Source organism: Anoxybacillus tepidamans PS2, assembly GCF_000620165.1.
In the GTDB taxonomy this organism is placed as follows: Bacteria; Bacillota; Bacilli; order Bacillales; family Anoxybacillaceae; genus Anoxybacteroides; species Anoxybacteroides tepidamans_A.
In genome coordinates, this window is record NZ_JHVN01000017.1 from 67,255 (window position 1) to 73,286 (window position 6,032).

General features: G+C 40.6%; 7 protein-coding genes and 1 pseudogene. 2 read left to right on the forward strand and 6 right to left on the reverse strand.

The window, feature by feature from the left end:
* Positions 1-180 precede the first annotated feature (180 nt).
* Positions 181-1,122, reverse strand: a complete 942-nt coding sequence (locus N667_RS0113330) for an Rpn family recombination-promoting nuclease/putative transposase (protein ID WP_027410034.1) — start codon at positions 1,120-1,122, stop codon at positions 181-183.
* Between the two features lie 373 nt (positions 1,123-1,495).
* On the opposite strand from N667_RS0113330, the gene N667_RS19855 reads away from it, so the two are divergent.
* Positions 1,496-1,687, forward strand: coding sequence for a DUF4395 family protein (locus N667_RS19855; RefSeq protein ID WP_156936132.1), 192 nt, complete (start codon positions 1,496-1,498; stop codon positions 1,685-1,687).
* A 253-nt stretch (positions 1,688-1,940) separates the two neighbouring features.
* On the opposite strand, the gene N667_RS0113345 is transcribed toward N667_RS19855, so the two are convergent.
* Together N667_RS0113345 and N667_RS0113350 are read right to left on the reverse strand one after the other, a co-directional pair.
* A complete protein-coding gene (locus N667_RS0113345; protein WP_027410036.1) occupies positions 1,941-2,141 on the reverse strand; it encodes a hypothetical protein in 201 nt (66 codons plus the stop codon).
* 161 nt (positions 2,142-2,302) lie between these two features.
* Positions 2,303-3,118, reverse strand: a complete 816-nt coding sequence (locus N667_RS0113350; protein WP_027410037.1) for a hypothetical protein — start codon at positions 3,116-3,118, stop codon at positions 2,303-2,305.
* A gap of 194 nt (positions 3,119-3,312) precedes the next feature.
* Between N667_RS0113350 and N667_RS0113360 the strand changes: the two genes are divergently transcribed.
* A protein-coding gene (locus tag N667_RS0113360) for an IS3 family transposase (RefSeq protein WP_156936133.1) occupies positions 3,313-4,472 on the forward strand; the annotation gives its coding sequence in 2 pieces (ribosomal slippage) (positions 3,313-3,571 and positions 3,571-4,472; 1,161 coding nt in all).
* Between the two features lie 123 nt (positions 4,473-4,595).
* Here the strand turns inward: N667_RS0113360 and N667_RS0113365 are convergent.
* From N667_RS0113365 to N667_RS0113375, 3 genes and pseudogenes are all read right to left on the reverse strand, one after another.
* Positions 4,596-4,823 (reverse strand): YdbC family protein, encoded by a 228-nt coding sequence (locus N667_RS0113365; protein ID WP_027410040.1) that lies wholly within the window; start codon positions 4,821-4,823, stop codon positions 4,596-4,598.
* A gap of 7 nt (positions 4,824-4,830) precedes the next feature.
* Entirely contained in the window at positions 4,831-5,625 is a 795-nt protein-coding gene (locus tag N667_RS0113370; RefSeq protein ID WP_156936134.1) for a TaqI-like C-terminal specificity domain-containing protein, read from the reverse strand.
* 148 nt (positions 5,626-5,773) lie between these two features.
* A pseudogene (locus N667_RS0113375) lies at positions 5,774-6,032 on the reverse strand (IS701 family transposase); the annotation flags it as partial.

Here is a 6,032-nt window from a genome sequence, read left to right on the forward strand (position 1 = left end):
TTACATATAGTATGCCACAAATGATGGAAAAGAAGAAGGGAGGGAACTTATGAGATGGAGCCAAGATTTTGCAGCAGATTTTTGATGTTTGGATCTTTTTACTATACAATCCACCTAATCCTCTCATCCTGCTTACGCAATAAAAAACAAGGAGAGCTCCCTCGCTCCCCTTCGTCGCATCTATTCTCCTTTCAACAAATCACGCACTTCTTCTTCCGGAAGGTCGGTCCAATTCGCAATGTCTTTCGCCGTCATTCCTTTTTTTGACATGGCGTGAACAAGGTTTTTCATTCCTTCTTTTATTCCTTCTTTTATTCCTTCTTTCATTCCTTGTTCAAGCCCTTTTTTCCATCCTTCTTCGATCGCCTCACGCTCGCCTTGGATGTTTGTCAATTGGTCGAGCAGCCATTTGAGCCGCATTTCGTATGAGTAGCGATTTTCGGGGTCGACGCTTAAATTTTGCCATTCTTCTAACGCTTCCAAAATTTCTTGCTCTCTCCGCGCAAGCTCTTCCAATTCGCGCAGCATTTCTTCATCCACCACCTTTGTTCGGCTGTCTACGGCCGCTAGCATCGTCAGCCACGGCCATTCCGGCGCTCGTTTAATTTCGCGGCGGTATTTCTTCCATTTTACCATAAATTGTGACAAATCAAGAGCGTGAAATTCAAGATGCGGGCTCCAGAGGAATTGCTCTTCATCTTCGCGGATGTGAAACACGGTATGGAAACGATCCGTTTCGTGTGGAAAGAGCGGGTAGTGGAGGATGGCAATCATAATCGTCGGCGGAAGCGCAGAATATTTTTCTCCTTTCGACAAAGAGGACGAAAACAGCCGCGCCCAGTAGTACAAAAGTCGTTCGGGCATATCGTATTGGTTGACGACTTGTATTTCTACATTGATGCGTTCGCCGCGGTTCGTGCGCACGAGCACGTCTAATCGTCCCGCCTTCCCTTCTTCCGTTTCTTGCACGAGTTCTGTGTTTTTAAATTGAACATCGACGATTCGATCGTCTTCTTTCCGATGCAAAAGCGCGTTCAAAAACGCGATCGTAATCGCCTTTCGACTCGGCTGGCCAAACAGCTGCTTGAACATAAAATCCACTTTCAAGTCGAGGTATTTCATGAGGACCATCCTTTCGAGGAATTTTCAGGAGAGTCGTACAGCACGATTAAAGCGCAAGAAGACGAAAAAAGCAAAGGGCGAAAAATCCATTTTCCGGCGAAAATCGCGAACAAAAAAGCTATGAGAAGCGAGAAAAAACGTTCCGATGCGTGTTCTCCTTTTTGAAAGAAATCCTTCATCAAGCTACAACTTATACGTTTTCTAGTACTCCACTTCGGCTTGTCGAAATAGTTAGATATAAACGCGCGGATAACGGCAATATTTCACTTTTTGAAATGTTGAACGATCTTCTTGAGAACAGTGCCTGGCACCGTTCCGTAGAAAGGTTGGAATTGAAAGAGCAACAACAGCTCCGTTGATTCCTTAGCCGTAAGTGCGCGTCAATCAATGGTTGAGCGTCCTTTCAGTTGTTTTCACGTGGCTGATCAAATGGGAATGGCTGTTGTTGTTTCCGCTCGCTTCGGGCGTTTTCAGGCTCTTGTTTCATTTCCATCCCGTGATGCGGACGGTGAAGTGGTTTTTACGGAAAAACTGCGCGAATATATTCAAAGGAGATTATGCCTAGTGGCTATTCAATGAAGCGATTGCTGCCCTCTGTTATGCGACGTTTCCGGTAGTAAGATGGACGGGACGAGGGCGGCGCACTCTTTTGCATTGATCGTCGCTATTTTCAGTTGTTGCGTTGGCTGCTTTATCCGCTAGTTTCACAGCAGAAGATGGGTCGTTGAAAAAACTCCCACACCGTTACATGCAGGAGTTTTTAGAAGTGGATATCCAATGCGCTGCGTGTATCCTCTTTACGTTCGCGATTGAACCGCTTATCTTTCACATTCGCGAATGATGAAATATTGGACGTGCGATTTGGCGATCATCATGTCGTCAAGGTCCAAAAAAGGAGATTCGTTCGAAGCGAATTCATCCGTTAACTGCTTTTTCACGTCGTTCATGGAACGGCCTTTCATAAGATGCCCAATCTCCTGGCCGTTCGATAAGAAAAAATCCACCGTATACTCTTTCATGGCTTCTATCTCCTTTCTCTACACTGCGATCCAATCATTATTTTATAAAAATATTCTCGAAAATAATGTCGGATGCTGTCTCTTCTATGTAAATTTTGACGAGAGTATGCACGAAATGTTATAACACCTTGTCCAATGGTCACTAAAAAAAGAAGCGGCGTTCAATGTAGGAAATTTTCTGGTGAATCTGCATCTTGCGGGGAACTGTGACGAGGAAAATAATGAGGAAACCATTCAGGCAACAATTGCTGCCAAAAATCTGGAATCATCCATCTTGTACGAAGTACTTTATCAACCAAATGTTCCGCATCTGCCGCGTTTTGAAGCAGCGGGCGCGGTATTGGAATGGTCTTGCAAAACGAGACGAATAGCTCCAAATCAATGGGTTTCAGTCTGTCTTGATGCCCTTTTGGCTTGACCGCTCTTTCATACAAATAAGGCTTCAATTCCTCGTGAATATTGATAGACTTGCAAATGTTGTCTACCATTTTCGTTGCTCTGTTTTCATATGCCAAATGTTGAATGTGGACAGGAATTCTCGTATTGTGTGTCCAGCTTTTGACTTGTGATGCATCTTGGCCGATTAAGCGGACAATTTCTTTGATCTCCATGCCGTATTTATTCATAAGCTCTCGCACATGCGCGTTTTTAAAATTCCAACTCGTTGTTTCCAACGGGACGGCCTTTCGCAATATTTTAATAATGAGCTCTTGTTCACTGCTTTTGCGCTCATTCTCTACAACTAAACAAGGAATGGCTACATCCGGCTGCAAGGCGATAAAGGCCGAGTATTCGCGATACCCTTCCAGCAACACATACTGTTGAAATCCCACTTTCTCCACCACCAGCCAACACCGATCGTACCCTAACCTTTGTAGCGCATTTAACCGCTTATAGGCGGTTGGCACCGATATTTCGTCATAATACCAAGTCTTAATGTCCATTGGGGCAATCAGCATTTTCTTTGGGCGAACCATAACACTCTCCCCTTCTCATCTTCAAATTACGTGGTTATCAGATTGTCTAAGAACTAATAATTTATGAAACTGGGAAACTATTTTTCACAAACAAAAAAACAGAAGCTCTCTGGTATTATCCCCTACAGGTAGACAGTAAAAAAAGAGGACATTTGATATGATGTTCTTAGGAGTCTACCTGTAGGGGATTTTTGATGGCGAAAAAAGGACAAACCTTTAACTCATATTCAGAAGATCTGAAACGTGAAGTCGTTCGTTTGAAATTAGAGGAGGGCTGGTCTTATCGACAACTCCGTGAACACTTTGGAATCAAGAGCGATGCGCAAATAGCAGAATGGGTGAAGAAATTTCAAAATGGAGAGTCTTTTGAAGATCAACGAGGAGTATGGACTCGCAAACATTTTTCAAGTTTAGAAGAGGAAAACGCGTATTTGAAAGCACAGGTCGAATACCTAAAAAAGCGCCATCCAAATCTACACAGGAAGGAGTGATCTTAAAAGCAGAAAGGTTTCTCATAATTGAGGAGCTACGGAAAAAGCACCCACTGGCATGGTTGCTTCAAATTGGCGAAGTTTCCAGAGCGGGATACTACAAATGGCGCAAAAATAGATCCAAAAGAGCATTACGTCTGGAAGAAGATCTTCTGTTGAAAGAACATTTACTCGCCATTCATAAGATTCATCCGTACTTCGGATATAAACGAATGACAAGGGCATTATCCAGAGAAGGGATCATTGTAAATCATAAACGTGTACGACGTTTAATGAGGGGGCTAGGTATAAAATCGGTGATTCGGAAGAAACGACCTTTCTACGGACGAAGAGGTTCTGTAGGATTTCCTAACGTACTAAACCATGAGTTTGATGCCGAGCATCCGCTCCAAAAGCTCGTAACGGATATTACGTATGTGCGTGTTGGAGATCCCTTTGCTTACTTATCTGCCGTTTTAGATTTATATAACAATGAAATTGTCGCATGGGAGTTATCTGAAAGAAATGATCTTGAGTTGGTCTTGCATACACTCAAACAACTGAACGGGAAGCCATTGGGCCAGAATGCCCTTCTTCATTCCGATCAAGGATTTCAGTACACGACCAAATCATATGAGAACCAGCTCAAAGAACTCAAGATTCAAGGAAGCCATTCGCGAAGAGGAAATTGTCATGATAATGCATGTATCGAAAGTTTCTTTTCACATTTAGAGACAGAGAAGTTGTATTTAGTGCGCCCAAAAACGATTGAACAGGCTTATCAGGCTATTCAAGAATATATTCATTTTTACAACCACAGTCGTTTTCAAGAAAAATTGAACGGTCTTTCCCCGATTGAATATCGAGAAAAGACCGCAGCTTAATATACTCTTTTTTTCATTGTCTACTTGACAGGGTTATGTGCATATTCAACTCTCTGTTTCTATGAAACTTCGGCAATCTTTTGAGTTTGACAGACACCACACCAAAAATACACGCTTTTAAAATTAATCAAGATCATCCATTTCATTTAATAACTTCTTTAGCTGAAGCAATTCTTCCTTCGTTAATGTAACACCTTTCCCCATTTTGTCACGATTTGGTGACCAGTCACGAAGGTCATATTTTGGTTCGCGACTGTTCCAACTAATCAAGTTTAATTCTTTTTTCCATCCTTTTGATGATTCTGACAAGACAGCAATCGTTTCTATAATTTCGTATTTAATTTCTGACATTATTATTTCACCGCCTATTATTTTTAAATTCCTCTAAGAGCTCTACTTCTTCCTTACCTAAACCATAGAGTTTATATATAAATTGATCCATTTCATTAAATAAATCACTAATTTTGTTCTGAATATTATTTAGTTTTTTCTTTTGGCTAGAAATATAATTTTCAAGCTCTTCAACTCTAACTACGTCTCTTTGTTTCTTAATTTCTTTACTAATGACCTCAGTATCATAATCATAAAAATTTGTTATTTTTTTCGAATTAACTTTCAAATTGAACTTATCTGCAAATTCACTTAAAGTATTTAACTTCTCTCGGTAAAATTGTTCATTCAATTCCATTAATTTATTTGATATATCTATTAGTTTTAGTTTTTCGGAATCTGTTAATTTAGGAATTGGAATTTCAGATACATTTGCTGGCGAGAAATTTATCCCACCATCCATTGCTAAGCTGCTATAACATTCTTTTAAATAGAAAAAAACTAAATTTGAATTTAATATCGGCAAAACATACTCTAAGTGATCAGTTGAAAACTTATTTCTCAATATAACTGTTGATTTTGCCGCAAGATATTCACCAAATCTGTCAAGTATAGCCTCAAAATATCTAATACCTGTAATGATTATTTTTTTGGAGATTGCCTGTTCATATCTTCTTTTAAAGTTTGCTCTCAGATCATTTTTATTGATGACAGGTCTTATATATTTTTCTTTTACATATGTCATTTCTTGGATATTCCAAAGAGGAATGAATTTATCTATCGTTCCTGTATTAACAAACTTAAAAACGTCTTTTATATTCATACTGTCATCAAAGTCATACAAATAATTAGCAATTTCATAAGTTTCCGAAACAGTTGCTGCCTCTTCTACAAAAAATAAATCACTAACTGTAGATGAGCATTTTTTATTACAATAATTTCCATAGTTAGAGAGACAAACAGGGTCCCCCTTACGCGATACGGAGCTGTTTTTTGATCACATCAATGGGAATATCTTGCTTCGCAGCGTCATAAATGAACTCGACGACGCTGTGGTCTTTCCGCGACCGAAGAAGCTCCAGCCCGGCGGAGAGGTTTTGTCGGGATTCGGCGATGCTGTAAACAGAGGCCAAGAGCACCACCGCCCAATACCGTTTCACCGCCCGAACGTGGCGAACGCGGTATCCATCCAGCTTCAGTTGGTCTTTCGCCTGCCGGAAAAAGCATTCG

Coding starts and splice junctions, on each gene's coding strand:
- N667_RS0113330 (WP_027410034.1), bottom strand. CDS start 1,122: ATGAAATACCTCGACTTGAAAGTGGATTTTATGTTCAAGCAGCTGTTT.
- N667_RS0113345 (WP_027410036.1), bottom strand. CDS start 2,141: ATGAAAGAGTATACGGTGGATTTTTTCTTATCGAACGGCCAGGAGATT.
- N667_RS0113350 (WP_027410037.1), bottom strand. CDS start 3,118: ATGGTTCGCCCAAAGAAAATGCTGATTGCCCCAATGGACATTAAGACT.
- N667_RS0113365 (WP_027410040.1), bottom strand. CDS start 4,823: ATGTCAGAAATTAAATACGAAATTATAGAAACGATTGCTGTCTTGTCA.
- N667_RS0113370 (WP_156936134.1), bottom strand. CDS start 5,625: ATGAATATAAAAGACGTTTTTAAGTTTGTTAATACAGGAACGATAGAT.